The organism is Paracoccus aeridis (assembly GCF_004923205.2).
Classification (GTDB): domain Bacteria; phylum Pseudomonadota; class Alphaproteobacteria; order Rhodobacterales; family Rhodobacteraceae; genus Paracoccus; species Paracoccus aeridis.
The window spans coordinates 274,568-294,375 of the sequence record NZ_SELD02000018.1; the positions used below are offsets into that span (position 1 = coordinate 274,568).

19 protein-coding genes and 1 tRNA gene are annotated in these 19,808 nt (G+C 68.8%); 16 read left to right on the forward strand and 4 right to left on the reverse strand.

Annotated elements, in window-relative coordinates; all coding sequences use genetic code 11:
• Window positions 1-4: 4 nt before the first annotated feature.
• The 4 genes from rplI (at window position 5) to ELI80_RS08045 (ending at window position 3,319) form a co-directional block, all read left to right on the forward strand.
• A complete protein-coding gene (gene rplI / locus ELI80_RS08030; RefSeq protein WP_136650586.1) occupies window positions 5-607 on the forward strand; it encodes a 50S ribosomal protein L9 in 603 nt (200 codons plus the stop codon).
• Window positions 608-781: 174 nt separating this feature from the next.
• The gene (locus ELI80_RS08035; protein ID WP_136650587.1) at window positions 782-1,024 is read left to right on the forward strand and encodes a hypothetical protein; all 243 of its coding nucleotides are present in this window, start codon (window positions 782-784) and stop codon (window positions 1,022-1,024) included.
• Between the two features lie 134 nt (window positions 1,025-1,158).
• Window positions 1,159-2,106 carry a hypothetical protein gene (locus ELI80_RS08040; protein ID WP_136650588.1) on the forward strand — a complete coding sequence of 316 codons (948 nt, stop codon included), beginning with the start codon at window positions 1,159-1,161 and terminating at the stop codon, window positions 2,104-2,106.
• A 100-nt stretch (window positions 2,107-2,206) separates the two neighbouring features.
• Entirely contained in the window at window positions 2,207-3,319 is a 1,113-nt protein-coding gene (locus ELI80_RS08045; RefSeq protein WP_161596440.1) for a YihY/virulence factor BrkB family protein, read from the forward strand.
• A gap of 99 nt (window positions 3,320-3,418) precedes the next feature.
• Here ELI80_RS08045 and tig read toward each other — a convergent pair whose 3' ends face one another.
• From tig to ELI80_RS08060, 3 genes are all read right to left on the reverse strand, one after another.
• Window positions 3,419-4,753, reverse strand: coding sequence for a trigger factor (gene tig / locus ELI80_RS08050; protein WP_136650590.1), 1,335 nt, complete (start codon window positions 4,751-4,753; stop codon window positions 3,419-3,421).
• Between the two features lie 20 nt (window positions 4,754-4,773).
• Window positions 4,774-4,858: transfer RNA gene (locus tag ELI80_RS08055), tRNA-Leu, on the reverse strand.
• Window positions 4,859-4,941: 83 nt separating this feature from the next.
• Window positions 4,942-6,681 (reverse strand): NAD(P)H-hydrate epimerase, encoded by a 1,740-nt coding sequence (locus ELI80_RS08060; protein WP_136650765.1) that lies wholly within the window; start codon window positions 6,679-6,681, stop codon window positions 4,942-4,944.
• 156 nt (window positions 6,682-6,837) lie between these two features.
• On the opposite strand from ELI80_RS08060, the gene ELI80_RS08065 reads away from it, so the two are divergent.
• The 7 genes from ELI80_RS08065 (at window position 6,838) to gap (ending at window position 14,227) form a co-directional block, all read left to right on the forward strand.
• Entirely contained in the window at window positions 6,838-7,176 is a 339-nt protein-coding gene (locus ELI80_RS08065; protein ID WP_136650591.1) for a P-II family nitrogen regulator, read from the forward strand.
• Window positions 7,177-7,260: 84 nt separating this feature from the next.
• Entirely contained in the window at window positions 7,261-8,667 is a 1,407-nt protein-coding gene (glnA, locus tag ELI80_RS08070; protein WP_136650592.1) for a type I glutamate--ammonia ligase, read from the forward strand.
• Window positions 8,668-8,797: 130 nt separating this feature from the next.
• On the forward strand, window positions 8,798-10,159 hold the full coding sequence (locus ELI80_RS08075; RefSeq protein ID WP_136650593.1) for a metal-dependent hydrolase family protein: 1,362 nt from the start codon (window positions 8,798-8,800) through the stop codon (window positions 10,157-10,159).
• A gap of 97 nt (window positions 10,160-10,256) precedes the next feature.
• Window positions 10,257-11,585: an adenylosuccinate lyase gene (gene purB, locus ELI80_RS08080; protein WP_136650594.1), complete on the forward strand. Its 1,329-nt coding sequence runs from the start codon at window positions 10,257-10,259 to the stop codon at window positions 11,583-11,585.
• Window positions 11,586-11,652: 67 nt separating this feature from the next.
• Window positions 11,653-12,744, forward strand: a complete 1,092-nt coding sequence (locus ELI80_RS08085) for a flagellar motor switch protein FliG (RefSeq protein WP_236641381.1) — start codon at window positions 11,653-11,655, stop codon at window positions 12,742-12,744.
• A 169-nt stretch (window positions 12,745-12,913) separates the two neighbouring features.
• A complete protein-coding gene (locus tag ELI80_RS16030; RefSeq protein ID WP_161596441.1) occupies window positions 12,914-13,057 on the forward strand; it encodes a hypothetical protein in 144 nt (47 codons plus the stop codon).
• A gap of 150 nt (window positions 13,058-13,207) precedes the next feature.
• Window positions 13,208-14,227, forward strand: coding sequence for a type I glyceraldehyde-3-phosphate dehydrogenase (gene gap, locus ELI80_RS08090; protein ID WP_136650595.1), 1,020 nt, complete (start codon window positions 13,208-13,210; stop codon window positions 14,225-14,227).
• Between the two features lie 88 nt (window positions 14,228-14,315).
• Here the strand turns inward: gap and ELI80_RS08095 are convergent, their stop codons facing one another.
• Window positions 14,316-14,621 carry an antibiotic ABC transporter gene (locus ELI80_RS08095; protein ID WP_236641382.1) on the reverse strand — a complete coding sequence of 102 codons (306 nt, stop codon included), beginning with the start codon at window positions 14,619-14,621 and terminating at the stop codon, window positions 14,316-14,318.
• A gap of 148 nt (window positions 14,622-14,769) precedes the next feature.
• Between ELI80_RS08095 and pyrC the strand changes: the two genes are divergently transcribed.
• The 5 genes from pyrC to ELI80_RS08120 all read left to right on the forward strand — a co-directional run bounded on the left by pyrC (window position 14,770) and on the right by ELI80_RS08120 (window position 19,757).
• Window positions 14,770-15,825 carry a dihydroorotase gene (pyrC, locus tag ELI80_RS08100; RefSeq protein WP_136650597.1) on the forward strand — a complete coding sequence of 352 codons (1,056 nt, stop codon included), beginning with the start codon at window positions 14,770-14,772 and terminating at the stop codon, window positions 15,823-15,825.
• Window positions 15,822-16,493: an orotate phosphoribosyltransferase gene (locus ELI80_RS08105; protein ID WP_136650598.1), complete on the forward strand. Its 672-nt coding sequence runs from the start codon at window positions 15,822-15,824 to the stop codon at window positions 16,491-16,493. The genes pyrC and ELI80_RS08105 overlap by 4 nt, the downstream gene beginning before the upstream one ends.
• A gap of 174 nt (window positions 16,494-16,667) precedes the next feature.
• The gene (locus ELI80_RS08110) at window positions 16,668-18,170 is read left to right on the forward strand and encodes a replicative DNA helicase (RefSeq protein ID WP_136650599.1); all 1,503 of its coding nucleotides are present in this window, start codon (window positions 16,668-16,670) and stop codon (window positions 18,168-18,170) included.
• Window positions 18,171-18,253: 83 nt separating this feature from the next.
• The gene (locus ELI80_RS08115) at window positions 18,254-18,547 is read left to right on the forward strand and encodes a DMT family protein (protein ID WP_136650767.1); all 294 of its coding nucleotides are present in this window, start codon (window positions 18,254-18,256) and stop codon (window positions 18,545-18,547) included.
• The gene (locus tag ELI80_RS08120; protein WP_236641383.1) at window positions 18,525-19,757 is read left to right on the forward strand and encodes a multidrug effflux MFS transporter; all 1,233 of its coding nucleotides are present in this window, start codon (window positions 18,525-18,527) and stop codon (window positions 19,755-19,757) included. Before ELI80_RS08115 ends, ELI80_RS08120 begins: the two co-directional genes overlap by 23 nt.
• Window positions 19,758-19,808 lie beyond the last annotated feature (51 nt).

Sequence of the window (19,808 nt, forward strand, 5' to 3'; positions counted from 1 at the left end):
ACCGATGCAAGTCATCCTGCTGGAACGTGTGGCCAAGCTTGGCCAGATGGGCGAAGTCGTGAAGGTGAAAGAGGGCTTCGCCCGCAACTACCTTCTGCCCCAGGGCAAGGCGATGCGCGCGAACGACGCCAACATCGCCGCCTTCGAGGCCCGCAAGGCCGACCTGGCAACCCGCAACGACGAGACCCGCGCCGAGGCGCAGAAGGTCGCGGAGCGTCTGGACGGCCAGAGCTTCGTCATCATCCGCTCGGCATCGGACGCCGGCGCGCTGTATGGCTCGGTCACGCCGCGCGACGTGGCGGAAGCCGCGGCCGCCGAAGGCTACGCCGTCGAGCGCCGCCAGATCGTCCTGACCGGCCCGATCAAGGAACTGGGCCTGCACACGGTCAACGTGCACCTGCACCCCGAAGTGGACGCGCAGATCACGATGAACGTGGCCCGCTCGCCCGAGGAAGCCGAGCTTCAGGCTTCGGGCAAGTCGATCCAGGACCTCGCCGCGGAAGAGGACGCCGCCGCCGAGTTCGAGATCGCCGAGCTGTTCGACGACCTGGGTTCGGCCGGCCGCGACGACGACGAGGGCCCGGCGCCCGCGCGCGACAACGCCTGATCGGACCTGCCGCAACCGCCTTGAAAGGGCCGCGCCGCACTGGCGCGGCCCTTTTCGTTGTGCGCGCGTGATCTTCAGGCGGGCGGCGGTCACAGCCCTCTGCGTGCGGCGACGGGGAACGAAGGATGCCGGCCCGGGTTGCCTTCGGGACCACACAGTCGAAAGGACAAGCCCATGGCAACCGATCCCCGCATCCTGTCGTCGCTCGTCAAACCCGACATGAAGGACGACCAGACCCGCGAGACGACGCTGAACATCGAAGAGGATCTCGGCGTGCTGGGTTCCGACACGCCTGAAACCGACGACGAACGCGACCTCGCGGTCTCCTCTTCCCAGGACAACGGCCGGGATGGCGGCACCGCGCCGCGCGACACCGTCGGCGGCAGCGTCCGCCCCGGCAGCGACGGGAACAGCTGACCGTAGCGGCGCGGCACGCCCGCGCCACCTTCCCGCGCGCGTCGTTCGCGGGAACATTCCCCCGCCCTGCCGTGTTCCGTCCCGGATCAACTCGCGGCCGACAAGCTGCCGCCCCCGCGCAAGGAACGCATCCCATGTCCGACTGGCCCGACGACAATCCCGACGCCGATCTTGAAGCGGGAACCGCCCGCCGGGGCGAACACCGCCTTGGCGCGCGGATCGACCGCAGCCAGGAAACCTACCGCCCTTCGCCGTATGGCTCTCAGCGGACGTTGCCGCACGGGACCGTGTCGCGCGACGGGATGAGCGCTGAGCCGGAAACGTCGCTGACGACCCGGATCCTCGTCTGGGGCGGCGCGGGGATCGCCGCGGCGGCCATTACCGCGGGCGGGATCCTGGCCGTCCGCAAGGTGGCCGACCTCGTGGCCGGCGACGATGACGACGACGACCGCGAGGTGCAGCGCGCCGCCGACCGGGCGCGGAACCGCGCCTACAACAACTCGCGCGGGCGCGGCGGCTATGGAAGCCGCGACGACCGGACGCTTGCCCCACGCTTCGCCGACATGACCGAACAGGAACGCGACCGCATGCGGTCCCGCCAGCGCGCCCGCGAGGCCGAGATGGACGCCCATGCCCGTGCCATCCGGGCCGGCGCGCGCGAGGATCGCGACCGCGGGCGCGGCGAGGCGTATGGCAGCCGCCCGCGCCGTCCGCGGCCGCGCAAGATGGGGCTGCTCGAGGAGATCGAGCACACGGCATCGCGGGTGAGCGGCGGGGCCGAGAGCCTGGTCGCGACGCTGTCGGCGGCGATGGCGGGGTTCCGCCAGGTCGCCGGTCAGGCGAGCCACGTGCTGGAGGAGTTCCGCAACACCGCCGACGAGATCCGCGGCTTCATCGATAGCGCCCAGCTGCCGGGCGCCGCGGGCAAGCGCCCTGCGCGTGCAAGCACGAACGAGGACGCCTATCACCGGCCGACGCGCCGCGATGTCGTGGACCTGCGCGACGACGCGCAGACCGGCCGCACGTCCGTCGACAACGCCCGCGACGATCACGGCGATCACGGCCGCACCCACCGGCTGTAATCCGCCGCCTGCAATCCGCCGCCTGCTTTTCACCGCCAGCGGCGCCACGACATTACCCCCGCGCACCGCGCGGGGGTTCCGCCCTGAAGGACGATCCCGAATGCCCGATCCCCGCCCCGCCCCCGGTGTCTACGACGCCCTGTTCGGCGACCTTCCCCCGGACTGGAGGGAGCGGCGGGGACTGCCCCCTTCGCCGCAGCCGCAGGCGGGAAAGGGGGGGGCGAACGCGCCGGACACGCCCGGCAAGCCGCCCCAGCGGGCGGGTGCGCCGAAGTCGCCATGGCAGTTCAGCCGGTCGAGCTGGTTCACGGTCGCCAAGCGGACCGTGCACGAGATCGGGGCCGACCGCGTCACCTCGGTCGCGGGCGGCGTGTCCTACTTCGGCCTGCTCGCGCTTTTCCCGGCGATCACGGCGCTGGTCTCGATCTATGGCATGATCGCCGATGAAAGCACGATGGTCGACAACATCGCCATGCTGAACCGCTTCCTGCCAGACAGCGCGGTCGAACTGATCGCGGGTCAGATCCAGGCGATCGTCTCGGCGCCCAACTCGGCCCTGTCGCTGGCGGGCATCATCAGCATCCTGCTGGCGCTGTGGACGGCAAACGGCGGGATGAAGGCACTGATCGAAGCCCTGAACGTCGCCTGGTACGAGACCGAGAAGCGCGGTTTCATCCGGCTCAACCTCGAGTCGCTCGCGCTGACGCTGGGCGCAATCGCGTTGATCATCCTCATGGTCGTGACCATCACGGTCCTGCCGGTGCTGGCGCGCATCTTCTTTCCCGAAGGATTCGCGGGGCAGCTGGTCAGCCTTCTGCGCTGGCCGCTGATGTTCGCGGTGCTGCTGCTGGCGCTTGCGGTGCTGTACCGGGTGGGGCCCAGCAAGAACGATCCGGAATGGCAGTGGATTTCGCCGGGCGCTCTGTTCGCCGCGATCGGGCTGGTCGTCGCGTCGCTGCTGTTCTCGTGGTACGCGGCAAACTTCGCGAACTACAATGAAACCTACGGCTCGCTCAGCGCGGCCATCGTGCTGATGGTCTGGCTTTGGATCGCGGCAATTGTGGTGATGATCGGGGCCGAGCTGAACTCGGAAGCAGAGCGGCAGATGAAGATCGAGAATGGCGTGATCCCGCAGGACGAACGCAACCGGCAGAAGCGGCGCGAGGCCGAGGATGCCGGCGAAAAGAAGACCGGCGACCCGATGGACCACTAGGCCCGCGCGGCGGTCGCGCGCGACGTCGAGCCACGAAAAAGGCCGCCCCTCGGGGCGGCCTTCGTCATTGGCGGGAACCGGATCGGAGGGAAGGACCGATCAGATCTCGTCCAGCTTCTCGACGGCGGCTTCCAGCTCTTCCTTGGTGATGTCGCGGTCGGTCACCTGGGCCTGGTCGAAGATGTAGTCGACGACCTTGTCCTCGAAGATCGGGGCGCGAAGCTGCTGCTGCGCCTGCGGGTTCTGCTGGATGAACTCGAAGAACGCCTTTTCCTGGCCCGGGAACTGGCGCGCCTGCTGCAGCACGGCCTGCGTCATTTCCTGGTCGCTGATGGTGACGTCGTTCTTCTGGCCGATCTCGGCCAGCAGCAGGCCCAGACGCACGCGGCGCTCGGCCAGGCTGCGATGCTCGTCCGTCGGCTCGATATGGCCGTGGCTGTGGCCGTGATCGTCCGGGTGCTCTTCGTGGTAGAGCTGGTGCGCGATCTGCGCCGCCTCGGCGTCCACCAGCGACTGCGGCAGGTCGAACTTCACGCGCTCGTCCAGCTGGTCCAGCAGCGCGCGCTTCATGATCGCGCGGCTCGCGCCCTTGTACTCGGCCTCCAGCCGCTCGCGGATCTGGCTCTTGAGCGCGTCGAGGCTGTCGGCGCCGAAGCGCTTGGCCAGCTCGTCGTCGATCTCGGCCGCCTTGGGCGACTTGACCGAATGCACCGTCGTCTCGAACACGGCTTCCTTGCCCTTGAGGTGGGGGGCGCCGTAATCCTCGGGGAAGGTCACGTTGACCTTGACCTGATCGCCGGCCCTGGCGCCGGTCAGCTGGTCCTCGAAACCGGGGATGAAGCTGCCGCTGCCCAGGACGAGCGGGTAGCCCTGCGCCTCGCCGCCCTCGAACGCCTCGCCGTCAACGAAGCCCTTGAAGTCGATCGTGACCTGGTCGCCGCTGGCCGCAGCCTCGCCCTCGGGCTTGTCGTCGAAGGACTGCGCGTTCTTCGCGAGGTTCGCCAGAGCCTCGTCGACGGCCGCATCCTCGGCACGGACGGTCAGGCGCTCCAGCGTCAGGCCGGTCAGGTCGGCCGCCGGGATCTCGGGCAGGTTCTCGTAGCTGATGTTGACGACGACATCGTCGCCTTCCTTCCAGCTCTCGCCGCCTTCCATCTCGACCTTCGGCTGCATCGCAGGACGCGCCTTCGACTCTTCCAGATGGGTGCGGATCGCGTCGTCGATCGACTTCTGCATCGCATCGCCAAGGACGCGCGGGCCGTACTGCTTCTTCAGCAGCGCCATCGGCACCTTGCCCTTGCGGAAGCCCTTCATCTCGACGTTCGGCTGCGCCTCGGCCAGCTGGCGGTCGACCTCGGCCGCCAGATCGGCGGCGGGCAGCGTGAACTGGTACCCGCGCTTCAGACCTTCGTTCAGGGTTTCCTTGACCTGCATCTTACATCCTTTGTCCATCCTGGTGCGGGTGGAGGGACTTGAACCCCCACGCCTTGCGGCGCCAGAACCTAAATCTGGTGCGTCTGCCAGTTTCGCCACACCCGCAATGCCGAAGCCGGGCAGGCCCGAGGCCCGCCGGCAAATCCGGGGCGTCTTATCAAAGCCGGGCGGGGCGCGCGAGGGGGAATCTACAGTCCCAGATCGCGGAAGACGCCGGGCAGCTCGTCGGGCAGGTCATCGGCGATCAGGCCGGGGCCGAAGCGGCGGGCGGCGGCGGCGTGAAGGCACGCTCCGGTGGCGGCCGCTTCGAGCGGCGGGAAGCCGCGAGCCATGAGCCCGGCGATGATCCCGGCCAGCACGTCGCCCGCGCCCGCGGTGGCGAGCCAGGGGACGTCGAACGCGGAATGGATGCGCGCCTGCCCGTCGGGGGCGGCGATCACGGTATCGGGTCCCTTGAGCAGCACGACCGCGCCGCTGCGGGCGGCAGCCTCGCGCACCGCATCGACCCGGGAACAGAGCGGGCCACGCTGATCGGCCAAGGCGCGTCTGTAATCTTCGGATGCCTTCTGCTGTGCAGTCAGGTTTTCCTGCAATGTGCCTTCGGCAGCCCAGCGGCCGAAATCGGCGTAGCACCCTGTCATTGGTGCCCGCGGTCCGGCGAGCTTTTCCGCCAGGTCGGGGAACATTCGCCCGAACTCGCCCTGATGCGGGGTCAGGACGCATCTGTCATGGAGCCCGTCGAAGCCCTGTGCTGCCAAGGCAGTCAGCGCGTCGGCATCAAGCACGCAGGCGCGCCGTGCGGCCAGCAGCGGGTCGAGCAGCGCCGTCGCCCGATCCACGCCGCAGCCCGGGCCCAGTGCGACGGCAGTGATGCGCCTGTCCTCCAGCAGAGCGGCCAAAGCCTCGGCATCATCCACCCCGCGCCGCATCAGGGCGTCCGGCGGGCCGGCGTGCTCGATCAGCGCCGAGTGCGGCGGCGCGAGCGTGACAAGCCCCGCCCCCACCCGCAGCGCCGCCCGGGCCGTCAGTCGCGCGGCGCCGCAGTGGCCGAAGGCTCCGGCCAGGACGAGGGCGTGGCCGTGGGTGAACTTGTGGCCGCCGGACGCACGGGCCTTGTCCAGGCTGGCCGACAGGCTCCCGGACAGTCCGCGCCGGATGTCGGGAATGTCGAAGACCGGCGAAACGGCAAGCAGCCGTTCGGGGCGAATGCCGGGTCCGTCCAGGTTCCGCTCGCGCCACGGGCGCAGCCCGATATCGGCGATCACCAGTTCACCGCAGCATTCCGGCCCGCGTTCAAGCAGGTGACCCGGCTTGGGGCTGTCGAAGGCGACGGTCAGCCGGGCACGAGGCTCGAACGCGCCCGGTGCACGCGGGGCGCCCGGTGCACGCGGGGCGCCCGGAAAGGCGCCGCTGTCGAGGCAAAGCCCGCTGGGACAGTCCACCGCCACGAGCCGTTCGCGGAAAACCGCCCCTTCGCCGCCTGAGCCGCCGATATGAGCCATGACGTCGGCAATCTTCCCTTCGGGCGCTCGCGTCAGCCCGATGCCGAAGATCGCATCCAGACAGACATCGCTCTCTTCGCCGTCGCGCAGTTCTTCACGCGTCAGCGGCGCGATACACCCGATGCCCTGCCACCGCCGCTTCATCTCGGCCGCGTCCGGGCCGGGGGTGTTGTCCATCCCCAGCACCCGCACCCGCCAGCCCGCCCGGGCGAGATGCCGCGCCACCACATAGCCGTCGCCGCCGTTGTTGCCCGGCCCGCACAGGACCGTGACGCGCCCGGCCTTCGGCCAGCGCAGCCGGACTGCGCCGGCAACCGCCGCGCCCGCCCGCTCCATCAGTTCCAGCCCCGTGACGGCGCCGCTGGAAATCGCCGCGGCCTCAAGCGCGCGCATCTCGGCTGTGGTCAGCACCTCGGTCCAGCCCATCACGGCACTGCCTGTTTTTTCGGCACCCTGCCTGATCACAGAGCATCCTCGTCCATCGCGCAGGGACAGACGGATTTTTCCGGCGCCGCTGCATTTACCCCGCCCATCAAACCCGCCACCCCCGTTCCAAGGCAAGCCGGACAGGAGGCGCAGGCGATGAAGAAGATCGAAGCGATCATCAAGCCGTTCAAGCTGGACGACGTGAAGGAGGCGCTGCAGGACGTCGGTGTGCAGGGTCTCTCGGTGATCGAGGTCAAGGGCTTCGGCCGCCAGAAGGGCCACACCGAACTGTATCGCGGCGCCGAGTACGTGGTGGACTTCCTGCCCAAGGTGAAGATCGAGATGGTGTTGCCCGACGACCAGGTCGACGCCGCGGTCGAGGCGATCATCGCCGCCGCCCGCACCGACAAGATCGGCGACGGCAAGATCTTCGTCCTGCCGGTCGAGCAGGCGATCCGCATCCGCACCGGCGAATCGGGCGACGACGCGGTCTGATCCCGCGCCGCTTCACGAAGCATGCCGCTTCACGAATCATCAAGGATCGGCCGGTAGAAGTCCGGCACGAAGGAAGGAGAGACCATGACGGTCAACGAGGTTCTGGATCTGCTGAAGTCGGAGGATGTCGCCTATGTCGACGTCCGCTTCACGGATCCGAAGGGCAAGCTGCAGCACGTGACGCTGGACATCGACCTGATCGACGAGGACTTCTTCGAGGAAGGCTTCATGTTCGACGGATCAAGCATCGCCGGGTGGAAGTCGATCGACCAGTCCGACATGAAGCTGATGCCCGATCCGGCTTCGGCCTATATCGACCCGTTCTACGCCGAAAAGACGCTGTGCCTGCACTGCAACGTGGTCGAACCCGACACCGGCGAGCCCTATGACCGCGACCCTCGCGGCACCGCGACCAAGGCCGAGGCGTATCTGAAATCGACCGGCATCGGCGACGCGTTCTACTGCGGCCCGGAAGCCGAGTTCTTCGTCTTCGACGACGTGCGGTATTCCGTCTCGCCGCAGAAGGTCAGCTTCCAGATCGACAGCGTCGACGCCGCCTGGAACACCGACACCGAATACGACATGGGCAACACCGGCCACCGCGCGGCCCACAAGGGCGGCTACTTCCCGGTCAACCCGATCGACGCGGGCCAGGACCTGCGCGGCGAGATGCTGACCACCATGAAGCGCATGGGGATGCGGACCGACAAGCACCACCACGAGGTCGCGTCCGGCCAGCACGAGCTGGGGCTGATCTTCGGCGGCCTGGTCGAGCAGGCGGACAACATCCAGAAATACAAGTACGTGATCCACAACGTGGCCCACGCCTACGGCAAGTCGGCGACCTTCATGCCCAAGCCGATGAAGGGCGACAACGGGTCGGGCATGCACGTCAACATGTCGATCTGGAAGGACGGCAAGCCTTTGTTCGCGGGCGACAAGTACGCCGATCTCAGCCAGGAGGCGCTGTGGTTCATTGGCGGCATCCTCAAGCATGCGAAGGCGCTGAACGCGATCACCAACCCCTCGACCAACAGCTACAAGCGGCTGATCCCGGGGTTCGAGGCGCCGGTGCTGCGGGCCTATTCGGCGCGCAACCGCTCGGGCTGCGTCCGGATCCCGTGGACCGAATCGCCCAAGGCCAAGCGCGTCGAGGCCCGCTTCCCCGATCCCTCGGCCAACCCCTATCTGTGCTTCGCGGCGCTGCTGATGGCGGGGCTCGACGGCATCCGGGGCAAGATCGACCCCGGCCCCGCGTCGGACAAGGACCTCTACGACCTCCCGCCCGAGGAGCTGGCCGAGATCCCGACCGTCTGCGGCAGCCTTCGCGAGGCGCTGGAGGAGCTGGAGAAGGACATGGACTTCCTCCTCCAAGGCGACGTCTTCACCCGCGACCAGCTGCAGAGCTACATCCGGCTGAAGTGGGACGAGGTGTATGCCTACGAGCATACCCCGCACCCCATCGAATACGCGATGTATTACAGCTGCTGAGGCGCAGCCCGGCCGGACGAAGGGGCGCCCTGCCGGAGCGCCCCTTTCCATTCCGCCGGGCGCCGTGCCGATGACGCAGCCAACGCACGCCGGGCGCGTTCGGCTGCGTCATCGGCACGGGAGCTCGATCATGACGATTTCACGCAGAACCCTTCTGACGACAGCGTCGGCCGCGCTGTTGTTGCCTGCCGTGGCGCGAGCACAGGGGCAGGAGCAGGGACAGGGGCAGGAACAGCCGCAGCCTGCGATCCTGTTCCAGAACGTCCGCCTGTTCGACGGCATCTCGGGCGCCCTGCGCCCCGCCAGCCTGCTGGTGCGCGGCGACAAGATCGCCGAGGTCAGCGATGGCGCGATCATCCCGCCCGACGGCGCGCGCGTCATCGACGGCGGCAACCGGGTCCTGATGCCGGGGCTGATCGACGCGCACTGGCACATGGTCTTCGCCCCGAACACGATGGAGAACATGGTCGCCGCCGACACGGGCCTGATGTACGCCTATGCCGTGGCCGAGGCCGAGCGCACGCTGATGCGCGGCTTCACCACCATCCGCGACACCGGCGGCCCGACCTTCGGGCTCAAGCAGGCGATCGACGCCGACGGCATCCCGGGCCCGCGCGTGTTCCCCAGCGGCGCGCTGGTGTCGCAGACCGCCGGGCACGGCGATTTCGGCGCGGCCTACGAGCGCCCGGTGAGCCTTGGCGGCAGGACCTCGCGCTATGAGGACATCGGCGCCTTCGCCATCGCGAACGGCGTCCCCGAGGTCGAGGCCGCCGTCCGGCTGCAGTTCAAGCGCGGCGCCAGCCAGTGCAAGATCGCCATGGGCGGCGGCGTGATCTCGGATTCCGACCCGATCGACACGCTGCAATACACCCCGGACGAGATCACGGCCGCGGTCAACGTGGCGCGCGACTGGGGCACCTACATCTGCGCCCACGTCTATACCGACGAAGGCATCCGCCGCGCGGTGGACAACGGCGTGATGTCGATCGAACACGGCCACATCGCCAGCCCGGAAACGCTGGCCCGGATGGCCGAGAAGGGCGTCTGGCTCAGCATCCAGCCGTTCGAGGCGGGCGACAACCCCCTGACCCCCGAACAGATGGCCAAGGCCGAGCCGACCTCGCACTGGGACAAGGTCGCCGCTGCGGCGCGGGACGCCGGCACGCGGGTGGCCTTCGGCACCGACCTGCTGTTCTCCCCCGATACCACCGACCTGCAAAGCGACCTGTTCGTGCGGTTCGGACAGGTGTTCGGCAACGCCGGCACGCTGATGATCGGGACCTCGGGCAATGCCGACCTGATGCAGATGAGCGGGGAACGGAACCCCTACAAGGACGCCGCCCTGGGCGTGCTCAAACCCGGCGCCTGGGCCGACATGCTGCTGGTCGATGGCGATCCGACGCAGGATCTGGCCGTGCTGACCGACCACGGCCGCAACCTGGCCATGATCATGAAGAACGGCAAGCTGTACAAGGACACGCTGCCCGCCTGACCTGCCCTCACCTGCCCGGCCGGCGCGCAGCTGCGGTTGCGCGCCGGTGCCTTCGGGGTCTAAGCGATGGCATCCGTCACGCCGCCCGAGGTTGCCCATGATCCCCCGATATGCCCGCCCCGAGATGACCGCCATCTGGTCGCCCGAGACCAGGTTCCGCATCTGGTACGAGATCGAGGCCCACGCCTGCGACGCGCAGGCCGATCTGGGGGTGATCCCGCGCGAAAACGCCCAGGCCGTCTGGCGCGCGAAGGACGTGCAGTTCGACGTCGCCCGCATCGACGAGATCGAGGCGGTGACGAAGCACGACGTGATCGCCTTCCTGACCCATCTGGCCGAGCATGTCGGGGCCGAGGATGCGCGCTTCGTCCATCTGGGCATGACCTCGTCGGACGTGCTGGACACCACCCTGAACGTCCAGCTGGTCCGGGCCGCGGACATCCTGCTGGCGGACATGGACCGGGTGCTGGCGGCATTGAAGCGCCGCGCGCTTGAACACAAGGACACCGTCCGCATCGGCCGCAGCCACGGCATCCATGCCGAGCCGACGACGATGGGCCTGACCTTCGCCCGCTTCTACGCCGAATTCGCCCGCGGCCGCGAGCGGCTGGAACGCGCCCGCGAGGAGGTGGCGACCGGCGCGATCTCGGGCGCGGTCGGCACCTTCGCCAACATCGACCCCGCGGTCGAGGCGCATGTCTGCGCGCAGATGGGCCTTCGCCCCGAGCCGATCTCCACCCAGGTCATCCCCCGCGACCGCCACGCGATGTTCTTCGCGACGCTGGGCGTGATCGCCAGCTCGATCGAGAACGTCGCGATCGAGATCCGCCACATGCAGCGCACCGAGGTGCTGGAGGCCGAGGAGTTCTTCAGCCCCGGCCAGAAGGGCTCGTCCGCGATGCCCCACAAGCGCAACCCCGTGCTGACCGAGAACCTCACCGGTCTTGCGCGCCTCGTCCGCATGGCGGTGGTCCCGGCGATGGAGAACGTGGCGCTGTGGCACGAGCGCGACATCAGCCATTCGTCGGTGGAACGCGGGATCGCCCCGGATGCGACCGTGACGCTGGACTTCGCCCTGAACCGGCTCGCGGGCGTGATCGACAAGCTGGTGATCTATCCCGACAACATGCTGAAGAACATGAATAAATTCCGCGGCCTCGTGATGTCGCAGCGGGTGCTGCTGGCCCTGACGCAGGCGGGGGTCAGCCGCGAGGACGCCTATCGGCTGGTCCAGCGCAACGCGATGAAGGTCTGGGAACAGGGCGCGGATTTCAGGACCGAGCTGCTGGCCGACCCCGAGGTGACGGCCGCGCTGACCCCCGCCGAGATCGAGGACAAGTTCGACCTCGGCTATCACACCAGGCACGTGGACACGATCTTCGCGCGTGTTTTCGGCCCCGATGCGACCCCCGAGGGGGCGCGCTAACCCGTTCTTAATCCGTCCCTGCCATGGTCGGACCCGACGAGGAAGATTGGGCGGGCGCAGGATGTTGATGGCAGCGGGGGCGGCGGCAGCGATGCCGGCCGGGGTCGCGGTGGGGCTGGGGACGCAGCTGTCCTCGCGCCAGAAGGCCGCCGTGATCGTGCGCCTGATGCTGGCGGAAGGGGCGGAGCTGAAGCTTTCGTCTTTGCCGGTCGAAGCGCAGGCGCGGCTCGCCCACGACATGGCGACGATGGACCTGATCGACCGCGACACCCGTGACGCAGTCGTGTCCGAGTTCTGCGACCGGCTGGAGGCGGTTGGCCTCGCCTTTCCCGGCACCATCGACGGCGCGCTGGACATCCTCGGCGCGCATCTGTCGCACGACACGACCAGCCGGCTGCGAAGGATGGCGGCGCTGTCGGGCGCGTCGGACCCCTGGGACCGGATCGCCTCGCTCGCGCCCCCGCAGCTGGCCGACCTTGCCCGGGCGGAAGCGGTGGAGATCGCGGCGGTGATGTTCCAGCGCCTGCCGGTTGCGCGCGCGGCCGAGGTGTTCGGCCTTCTCGACCCCGAACTCAGCCGCCGGATCGCCTATGCGATGTCGATGACCGGCGCGATCGGGGCCCCTGCCCTGCGCCGGATCGGGCTTGCGATGATGCGGACGATGGATTCGCTGCCGCAGCCCGCGATCGACCAGGCGCCGGTCGAACGCGTGGGCGCGATCCTGAACTCCTCGCCCTCGGCCACCCGCGAGACGGTGCTGGCGGGGCTCGACCAGGACGACGCGGCCTTCGCGGTCGAGGTGCGCCGCGCGATCTTCACCTGGGCCAACATTCCCCGCCGGATCGACCCGCGCGACGTGCCGCGGATCATGCGTGCGGCCGACCCCACGGCCGTCACGAAGGCCATGGCGGGATCGCACGGCGAGAACGTGGCGACGGTGGACTTCCTGCTGGCGGGGCTGTCGTCGCGCCTGGCCGAAACGATGCGCGAGGAGATCGGGGCTCTCGGCAAGGTCGCCACAAGGGACGCCGAGGACGCGATGAACGAGGTGATCGCCGGAATCCGGCGGATGGAGGCGGAGGGCGAGTTGTTCCTGATCGCGCCCGACGCCGACGAGGAGGGCGAGGCCGCGGCCGTGCCGGCCGGTGCCCCAGGCTGACCGCTGCCGGGCCGCGCGAGGACGTGGCTGCGGCGAACGACATGCGCGGCGTCCAGCGCTCGTGCCCCCGCCCTGCCGCCCTTGCCCCGGCCCGACCGCTTGGCTATCGGGCATCCGCACCCGCATCTTCGCGCGGGCGCGCGGCGGGTGACATGGGGAACCGCGACAGATGACGAACACCATCACCGTGGCGCTGGTCCTGCTGATCGCCGGCGTGTTCGTCGTCGACGCCACGGTCCTGCACCTGGACCTGCCGCTGAATGCCGCAAGGTCGTTCGCGCAACTGGTGGAATGGGTCAGCTTCTGGCGCTGATCCGGTGCGAAGCGCGGGGCCCGGGCGCCGCCTGAAGCGCCGCCTAAGTGCCACCAGAAAACGGATTACGGGCCGGTAGCGCTCACAGAATTGCAGTCGCTGGCGCTTTCCGGCATGGAACGGGCGACTTTTCAAAGCGGGAGAATGACGATGGCTGTCAAGGTTGCGATCAACGGCTTCGGGCGGATCGGACGGAACGTGCTGCGGGCGATCATCGAATCGGGCCGCACCGACATCGAGGTGGTTGCGATCAACGACCTCGGCCCGGTCGAAACCAACGCCCACCTGCTGCGCTACGATTCGGTCCACGGCCGCTTCCCCGGCACCGTCAAGACGACCGGGGACAGCATCGACGCCGGCCGCGGCCCGATCCGCGTCACGGCCGAGCGCGATCCCGCGCAGCTGCCGTGGCAGGACGTGGACGTCGCGCTGGAATGCACCGGCATCTTCACCGACGGCGCGAAGGCCGCGGTCCACCTGCAAAACGGATCGAAGCGGGTTCTCGTCTCGGCCCCGGTGTCGGGCGAGTGGAGCACGGACCGCGCGCTCAAGACCATCGTTTTCGGCGTGAACCACCAGACGCTGGAATCGGAAGACCACGTCGTCTCGAACGCGTCCTGCACCACGAACTGCCTCGCGCCCGTGGCCCACGTCCTGAACGAGACGGTCGGCATCAGCCGCGGCTTCATGACCACGATCCACAGCTACACCGGCGACCAGCCGACGCTGGACACGATGCACAAGGACCTGTACCGCGCCCGCGCCGCGGCGCTGTCGATGATCCCGACCTCGACCGGCGCGGCCAAGGCCGTGGGCCTGGTGCTGCCCGACCTCAAGGGCAAGCTGGACGGGGTGTCGATCCGGGTGCCGACGCCGAACGTCTCGGTCGTGGATCTGGTGTTCGAAGCCGCGCGCGACACCTCGGTCGAGGAAATCAACGCCGCCATCCGCGAAGCCGCCGACGGCCGCCTCAAGGGCGTGCTCGGCTACACCGACGAGAAGCTGGTCTCGTCGGACTTCAACCACGACCCGCATTCGTCGGTGTTCCACATGGACCAGACCAAGGTCATGGAAGGCCGCATGGTCCGCATCCTGTCGTGGTACGACAACGAATGGGGCTTCTCGAACCGGATGTCGGACACCGCAGTCGCGATGGGCAAGCTGATCTGACCGGCCGTCACGACCAGCAGCCTGAAAGGCCCGGCATTGCCCGGGCCTTTTTCGTCGCCACTCGGGGGCGCGACGGCCGCGCCCGGGCTCAGCAGGCCTTGTAAAGCCGCAGCGCGTTCGCGCGGGTGCGCTGGCCATAGGGCTTCAGCGCCGCCGCCATGATCTGGTCGGGCCGCGCCCCGCGCGACACCTGCGCCAGCGCCGCGCCGATCGCCTCGCAGGCGGCGTCACTCTTTTCCGTCACCATGCGCGCGTTCTCGGCCGCGGCGTGGGGCATCAGCCCCATCATCCCCGCAAGGCGCATGCCGACGACGAACTGCGATTCAAGACCGATCCGGACCATGTCGGTCCACAGGCGCAGGCCGACGGTCGCATCGTAGACAGGGTTCAGCATCATTCTTCCTTTCGCCAGAGGCGTGATGCCCGAGTGTGATGCTGCGGCGCAGCAATGCCAACCTTTTTCAAGCGAAGTGCCGCAACGACGGACGCCGCGGCCTATCGCATCTTGGTGAACGCGGGAGCCTTGGTTATAGACCCACCCCATGACCGGAAAATCGCCCGAGACCCTGATTCTCCGCCGCCCCGACGACTGGCACCTGCACCTGCGCGACGGCGCGATGCTGGAAGCCGTCGCCCCCGCCTCGGCCCGGCTGGGCCGCGCGATCATCATGCCGAACCTCGTGCCGCCGGTCGTGACGGGCGCCGACGCCGCCGCCTACCGCGACCGCATCCGCGCCGCCCTGCCCGCGAACGCCACGCTGACGCCGCTGATGACGCTCTACCTGACCGAGGCGACCGATCCGGCCGACGTGGTCGCCGCGCACCGCGCCGGCATCATCGCCGCGGTGAAGCTGTACCCCGCCGGCGCCACCACGAACTCCGCCAGCGGCGTGCGCGACTTCGACCGGGTGCGCCCGGTGCTCGACGCAATGGCCGAGGCGGGCATCCCCTTGTGCGTCCACGGCGAGGTCACCGACCCCGAGATCGACATCTTCGACCGCGAGGCCGTGTTCATCGACCGCGTGCTCGACCCGGTGCGGCGGGCGACGCCCGGGCTGCGGGTGATCATGGAGCACGTGACCACCAGCGACGGCGTCGACTATGTCCGCGCGAACGACAACATCGGCGCGACGATCACGACCCACCACCTCGTCATCAACCGCAACGCGATCCTCGCGGGCGGAATCCGGCCGCACTACTACTGCCTGCCGGTCGCGAAGCGCGAAAGCCACCGCCTTGCGCTGCGCAAGGCCGCGACCAGCGGCGACGCGCGCTTCTTCTCGGGCACCGACAGCGCGCCGCACCCGGACCGCGCCAAGGAAAGCGCCTGCGGCTGCGCGGGCTGCTTCACCGCGCCGAACTGGCTTCCTATCGTCGCGCAGGTGTTCCAGAACGAAGGCGCGCTGGACCGGCTGGAAGGCTTCGTCAGCCTGAACGGCGCCGCCTTCTACGGCCTGCCGCCGGCCGAGGACCGGATCACGCTGGTCCGCCGCGACGCCCCCGCGCACGGCCCCACCCACGTCACCGCCGGCGATGAAACCGTCACCGTCTTCGACCCCGGCTTTCCCATCCACTGGCATGTCGAGGACGACGCATGACGCTTCCCTTCCCCCCGGCCGAGGAAATCGCCCGCCTGACCGCGCGCATGCTGCTGGAAATCGAGGCCGTCCACTTCAACGCCGCAGAGCCCTACACCTACGCCTCGGGCCTGAAGGGCCCGACCTACATCGACTGCCGGAAGCTCATCTCGTATCCGCGCATCCGCGGCACGCTGATGGATTTCCTCGCCGCGACCGTGATGCGGAATGCGGGGTTCGAGGCGTTCGACAACGTCGCGGGCGGCGAGACCGCGGGCATCCCCTTCGCCGCCTTCATGGCCGAACGGATGGGCCTGCCGATGACTTATGTCCGCAAGAAGCCCAAGGGCTACGGCCGCAACGCCCGGATCGAGGGCGCGATGACGGAAGGGCAGCGGGTGCTGCTGGTCGAGGACCTGACCACCGACGGCGGCAGCAAGCTGAGCTTCGTCGACGCGATCCGCGACACCGGCGCGACCTGCGCCGACACCGCGGTGATCTTCTACTACGGCATCTTCCCCGACACGACGCAGCGCCTTGCCGATCACGGGGTCCGGCTGCATCACCTCTGCACCTGGTGGGACGTCTTGGCCGAGGCGCGGGCGCAGGGCAGCTTCGACGACGCCACGCTAACCGAGGTCGAGATGTTCCTCACCGATCCGCGTGCATGGCAGGCGGCGCATCCGTGACTGCCTTCCCCGGACCGCCTTCCCGGGACCGGCAGCCCGTGGCTGCGCCCGTGAGCCCTTGACCACGGCATCGGCGGCGGCTGGCGCATCCGGGCTTATCCACAGCTTATCCAGATGGACCCCGCCCCCGCCCGCATGAGATAGTCGCCGCCAGACCAGAATCGGACGACGCCAATGAACGAGCTTCGCGCGCTCGCCCCCCGTGCCGCCTCGCAGGCTGGGCAAGGGGACGATGACGACACACCCTCCATCCCCTTCTCGATCGAGGCGGAGCAGCAGCTTCTGGGCGCGCTGCTGACCAACAACGACGTGTTCGATTCGATCACCCGGATCATCAAGGCCGAGCATTTCTTCGACCCGGTCCACCGCCGCATCTACGAACTCTGCGCCGAGCGCATCACCCGCAACGCGCTGGCGAGCCCGGTGACGATCAAGGCGTTCATGGAACAGGACGCGGGGCTCAAGGAACTGGGCGGTCCGCCCTATCTCGCGCGCCTCGCGGGCGCCGCGGTGTCGTCATATGCCGCGCGCGACTATGCGCAGATGATCCGCGAATTCGCGCTGCGGCGCGAGCTGATCGGGCTGGGCAACGACATCTCGGCCCGCGCCGCGACCATGGCGGTGGACGAGAACGCCGAGGACCAGATCAAGGCCGCCGAGCAGACGCTCTACAAGCTGGCCGAGCAGGGGGTTGCCGAGCGCGGCTTCCAGTCGTTCCTGCAGGCGGTGACCGGCGCCCTCAACACCGCGAACGCGGCGTTCCAGCGCGGCGGCAAGCTGTCGGGGATCTCGACCGGGCTGAAGGACCTCGACAGCAAGATGGGGGGCCTGAACAACTCGGACCTCATCATCCTGGCCGGGCGCCCGTCGATGGGAAAGACGTCGCTCGCGACCAACATCGCCTTCAACATCGCCAAGGCGCACCGCATGGGCGAGCTGCCCGACGGCACCCACGGCACGGTCGATGGCGGCGTCGTGGGGTTCTTCTCGCTGGAGATGTCGGCCGAGCAGCTGGCCGCGCGGATCCTGTCGGAAGCCTCCGAGGTGCCGAGCGAGCTGATCCGCCGCGGCGACATGACAGAGGAGGAATTCCGCCGCTTCGTCACCGCCGCGCACGACCTGCAGAACTGCCCGCTGTACATCGACGACACGCCCGCGCTGCCGATCAACCAGCTGGCCGCCCGCGCCCGCAAGCTCAAGCGGACCCGCGGCCTCGACCTGCTGATCGTGGACTACCTTCAGCTTCTGCGCGCGGCGTCCGCCAAGGACAGCCGCGTGAACGAGGTGAGCGAGATCACGCAGGGCCTCAAGGCCGTCGCCAAGGAACTGAACATCCCGGTCATCGCCCTGTCGCAGCTGTCGCGCCAGGTCGAAAGCCGCGAGGACAAGCGGCCGCAGCTGTCGGACCTGCGCGAATCCGGCTCGATCGAGCAGGACGCCGACATCGTGATGTTCGTGTTCCGCGAGGAATACTACAAGGAACGCGAGAAGCCGGCCGACCACGAGCTGGACAAGATGGCGGCATGGCAGCAGGTCATGGAAGCCTGCCACGGCAAGGCCGAGGTGATCCTGGGCAAGCAGCGCCACGGCCCGATCGGCACGGTGGAGCTGAGCTTCGAGGGCAAGTTCACCCGCTTCGGCAATCTCGAGACGCACCACAGCCAGGGCTGGGGCTGATCTTGGCGCTTCCGTCGCTGCCCGTCACGTCGCTGCCGGTCCCCGTCGTCACGATCGGGCTCCTGGTGCTGTCGAACCTGTTCATGACCTTCGCCTGGTACGGCCATCTCAAGTTCAAGACGGCGCCCCTCGTCACCGTCATCGCGATCAGCTGGATGATCGCGCTGTTCGAATACATCCTTCAGGTTCCCGCAAACCGGATCGGGCATGGACATTTCAGCGCCGCGCAGCTGAAAACCATCCAGGAGGTCGTCAGCCTGACGATCTTCGCCGGATTCTCGTGGCTCTATCTCGGCGAGCGCCTGGGATGGCAGCACGCGGTAGGCTTCGCGCTCATCTGCCTGGGGGCATGGTTTGTCTTTCACGACTGGGGCTAGGGCGGGGACACGGACCCCGCCGCACATCGCCACGCTGATCCTTCTGTCGGGGATGGGCGCGCTCAGCATGAACGTGTTCCTGCCGTCCCTGCCGGGCATGGCCCGCGATTTCGGGGTCGAATACGGTACCATGCAGCTGTCCGTCTCGGCCTATCTCGCGACCTCGGCGATGGTGCAGCTTCTGGTCGGGCCGCTGAGCGACCGCTGGGGCCGCAGGCCGGTCATGCTGGCGGCGCTGGCGGTGTTCCTGCTGGCCACCCTGGGCACGATCCTCGCCCCAAGCTTCGGCTGGTTCCTCGCCTTCCGGATGGTGCAGGCGGCGATCACGACGGGGCTGGTGCTGTCGCGCGCGGTGGTGCGCGACATGGTCGCGGGCGACGCGGCGGCCAGCCGGATCGGCTACGTCACGATGGGCATGTCGGTCGTGCCGATGCTCGCCCCGATGCTGGGCGGGCTGATCGACGAGGCGTGGGGCTGGCGCGCGGTGTTCTATCTGCTGGGCGCGGCCGGCCTCGCGATGTTCGCGCTGGTCTGGACCGACATGGGCGAGACGGCGGCCGGCGGCGGCACCAGCCTGCGCACGCAGGTCGCGAACTATCCGGTGCTGGCGCGCTCGGTCCCGTTCTGGGGCTATGCGCTGGCGGCGACCTTCGGGTCGGGGACGTTCTTCGCCTATGTCGGCGGCGCGCCGTTCGTGGGCGAGCAGGTGTTCCACATGACCCCGGCCGAGGTCGGCTACTGGTTCGCGGCGCCCTCGGTCGGCTACATGGCCGGCAACTACGTCTCCGGTCGCTGGTCGGTGCGGTTCGGGATCAACCGCATGATCGTCACCGGCGCGGTCCTGACGGTGCTGGCGCTGGTGCTGGTCGTCCTGGCGGACGCCGCCGGGCTGCACCAGCCGATCGTCTTCTTCGGCACCGTGGCCGTGGTGGGGCTGGGCAACGGGATGGTGCTGCCGAACGCCAATGCCGGGATGATGGGCGTGATCCCGCGCCTTGCCGGGACCGCCAGCGGCTTGGGCGGCGCGATGGCCGTGGGCGGGGGCGCGGCGATGGCCGCCGTCGCGGGCGCGTGGCTGACGCCGGGCGCGGGCGCGATGCCGCTTCTGGTCATCATGCTGGTGTCCGCGACCGCGTCGCTTCTGGCGGTGGCGGCGATCATCCCCCGTTCGCCGCGCGCGCGGCCGGATCGGCAAAGGTCCGCCGACTGACCGGCGATCGTCCGCGTTTCCCTGCCGAAGCGCCGCAGGATGATCTATCCT

What these genes read in the sequence shown, in the direction of transcription:
- ELI80_RS16030 (WP_161596441.1), top strand. Translation starts at nt 12,914, where the DNA reads ATGACGAACACCATCACCGTGGCGCTGGTCCTGCTGATCGCCGGCGTG.
- gap (WP_136650595.1), top strand. Translation starts at nt 13,208, where the DNA reads ATGGCTGTCAAGGTTGCGATCAACGGCTTCGGGCGGATCGGACGGAAC.
- ELI80_RS08095 (WP_236641382.1), bottom strand. Translation starts at nt 14,621, where the DNA reads ATGCTGAACCCTGTCTACGATGCGACCGTCGGCCTGCGCCTGTGGACC.
- ELI80_RS08065 (WP_136650591.1), top strand. Translation starts at nt 6,838, where the DNA reads ATGAAGAAGATCGAAGCGATCATCAAGCCGTTCAAGCTGGACGACGTG.
- ELI80_RS08035 (WP_136650587.1), top strand. Translation starts at nt 782, where the DNA reads ATGGCAACCGATCCCCGCATCCTGTCGTCGCTCGTCAAACCCGACATG.
- glnA (WP_136650592.1), top strand. Translation starts at nt 7,261, where the DNA reads ATGACGGTCAACGAGGTTCTGGATCTGCTGAAGTCGGAGGATGTCGCC.
- ELI80_RS08110 (WP_136650599.1), top strand. Translation starts at nt 16,668, where the DNA reads ATGAACGAGCTTCGCGCGCTCGCCCCCCGTGCCGCCTCGCAGGCTGGG.
- ELI80_RS08085 (WP_236641381.1), top strand. Translation starts at nt 11,653, where the DNA reads ATGGCAGCGGGGGCGGCGGCAGCGATGCCGGCCGGGGTCGCGGTGGGG.
- ELI80_RS08105 (WP_136650598.1), top strand. Translation starts at nt 15,822, where the DNA reads ATGACGCTTCCCTTCCCCCCGGCCGAGGAAATCGCCCGCCTGACCGCG.
- ELI80_RS08115 (WP_136650767.1), top strand. Translation starts at nt 18,254, where the DNA reads ATGACCTTCGCCTGGTACGGCCATCTCAAGTTCAAGACGGCGCCCCTC.
- ELI80_RS08040 (WP_136650588.1), top strand. Translation starts at nt 1,159, where the DNA reads ATGTCCGACTGGCCCGACGACAATCCCGACGCCGATCTTGAAGCGGGA.
- tig (WP_136650590.1), bottom strand. Translation starts at nt 4,753, where the DNA reads ATGCAGGTCAAGGAAACCCTGAACGAAGGTCTGAAGCGCGGGTACCAG.
- ELI80_RS08045 (WP_161596440.1), top strand. Translation starts at nt 2,207, where the DNA reads ATGCCCGATCCCCGCCCCGCCCCCGGTGTCTACGACGCCCTGTTCGGC.
- rplI (WP_136650586.1), top strand. Translation starts at nt 5, where the DNA reads ATGCAAGTCATCCTGCTGGAACGTGTGGCCAAGCTTGGCCAGATGGGC.
- purB (WP_136650594.1), top strand. Translation starts at nt 10,257, where the DNA reads ATGATCCCCCGATATGCCCGCCCCGAGATGACCGCCATCTGGTCGCCC.
- ELI80_RS08075 (WP_136650593.1), top strand. Translation starts at nt 8,798, where the DNA reads ATGACGATTTCACGCAGAACCCTTCTGACGACAGCGTCGGCCGCGCTG.
- pyrC (WP_136650597.1), top strand. Translation starts at nt 14,770, where the DNA reads ATGACCGGAAAATCGCCCGAGACCCTGATTCTCCGCCGCCCCGACGAC.
- ELI80_RS08060 (WP_136650765.1), bottom strand. Translation starts at nt 6,681, where the DNA reads ATGGGCTGGACCGAGGTGCTGACCACAGCCGAGATGCGCGCGCTTGAG.